The sequence below is a fragment of the Streptomyces sp. SPB074 genome, assembly GCF_000154905.1.
Taxonomy (GTDB): domain Bacteria; phylum Actinomycetota; class Actinomycetes; order Streptomycetales; family Streptomycetaceae; genus Streptomyces.
Genome location: NZ_GG770539.1, coordinates 5,785,815 through 5,787,535, shown reverse-complemented (window position 1 = coordinate 5,787,535; position 1,721 = coordinate 5,785,815). Strand labels below are relative to the sequence as shown.

1 protein-coding gene and 1 pseudogene are annotated in these 1,721 nt (G+C 73.7%); one reads left to right on the top strand and one right to left on the bottom strand.

The genetic code is table 11. The features are described from left to right. A pseudogene (locus SSBG_RS24465) lies at positions 1 to 1,030 on the bottom strand (medium chain dehydrogenase/reductase family protein); the annotation flags it as partial. 115 nt (positions 1,031 to 1,145) lie between these two features. Between SSBG_RS24465 and SSBG_RS24460 the strand changes: the two are divergent. Next, a partial coding sequence (locus SSBG_RS24460; RefSeq protein ID WP_008748747.1) for a TetR/AcrR family transcriptional regulator occupies positions 1,146 to 1,721 on the top strand: 576 nt, incomplete at its 3' end.

Below are 1,721 nucleotides of genomic sequence, written 5' to 3'. Positions count from 1 at the left end.
CGGTGTGAGGACGATCTTGCCGCTCACCGTGCCCGACTCGGCGAGCCGCAGCGCCTCGGCGGTCCGCGCGAGCGGGAAGGTGGCGGCGACGCGGGCGCCGATCTCGCCCCGCGCGAGCGCGGTGAGCACCGCCGTGAGGTCGCCGCGCAGGTGGGCGCGGAAGCGGGACGTGTTCCGGGAACCGGCCCAGATGTTGTAGAAGCCCGCGCGGCGGCCGTTGGGCAGGATGTTCCACAGGCCGAGGCGCGCGAAGAGCTTGATGACCGGCCACTGCCGCGAGCCCGTGTCGTCGCGGGTCGAGGCGGTCCCGTACGCGACGAGCGTGCCGCCGCGCGCGAGCAGCCGCCAGGAGTCGGCGATCCCGGGGCCCCCGACGTGGTCGAAGACGGCCGCGACGCCGCCGGGCGCCAGTGCGCGCACCCGCGCTGCCACGTCACCGTCGTGGTAGTCGACCGGCGTGACGCCGAGCGCGCGCAGCGCCTCGTGGTGGCGGGCCGAGGCGGTGCCGATGACCTCGACACCGGCGGCCCGCGCGAGCTGGACGAGGACGGAGCCGACACCGCCGCTCGCACCGTGCACGAGGACGGTCTGCCCGGCGCGCACCCGGGCTCTTTTTGTGGAGCATCTGCCAGGCCGTGATCCCGTTGACGACGACGGTCTCGGCCTCCTCGGCACTCACGCCGTCCGGCACCGGTACGAGATCGGCGGCGGCGACCCGGCCGCGGCTCGCCCAGCCGCCCACCTTGAGGAGCGCGGCCACGCGCCGCCCCATGAGCGCCGGGTCGACGCCCGGACCCGCCGCGTGGACGCGGCCCACGACGTCGTACCCCGGCACGAAGGGGAACGGCGGCTGGTCGAAGTACCGGCCGCGCCGCATCTGCTGCTCGGCGAAGGAGACCCCGCTCGCCTCCATCGCGAGCACCACCTCGCCCTCGCCGGGCACGGGCGCCGCCGCCTCCCGCGCCTCAAGGCCTTCGGGCTCCACGACCCCCGGCAGGACGACCTCGACAAGACGTGCGCTCTCACTCATGACGTTCCCCACTCCGTAGAAGCTCTCGCTTTCGTGAGAAGTTGTAACTCACTTCCTTCGTGAGAGTCAATAGCGACAGTGATAGCCTCTAACGAAACGAGGAGGGGAAGCGCGCGTGAGCGAACCGAGGACGTCCCGCGAGCGGTACCGCGCCCAGGTGCGCGAGGACATCAAGCGCCATGCCTGGGAGCAGATAGCGACGGCCGGGGCGAGCGCCCTGTCGCTCAACGCGATCGCGAAGCGGATCGGCATGAGCGGTCCCGCCCTCTACCGGTACTTCGCCAGCCGTGACGACCTGATCACCGATCTCGTCAGGGACGCCTATCGCAGCCTCGCCGACGCCTTCCTCGCCCGCGCGGCGGAGGGCGCCGGCCTCCGGGACCTCGCGGAGGGCCTGCGCGCCTGGGCGCTCGCCGACCCGCAGCGGTACTTCCTCGTCTACGGCACCCCGCTGCCCGGCTACCACGCACCCGAGGACACGAGGCGCACGGCGGCGGAGATCATGGCGGTGCTCCTCGACGTCTGCGCCGCCGAGGACCGGCCCGGCGAGCGGCCCCCTGGCGTCGTGCCCCCGGCGGAGGGGTACTTCGCGGAGCACGGCGACTGGGCCGGGGACCATCCCGCGAGCCCGGCGGCGCGCCTGCGCGCGCTCACCGTCTGGACCCGCCTGCACGGCGTCCTCTCGCTCGAA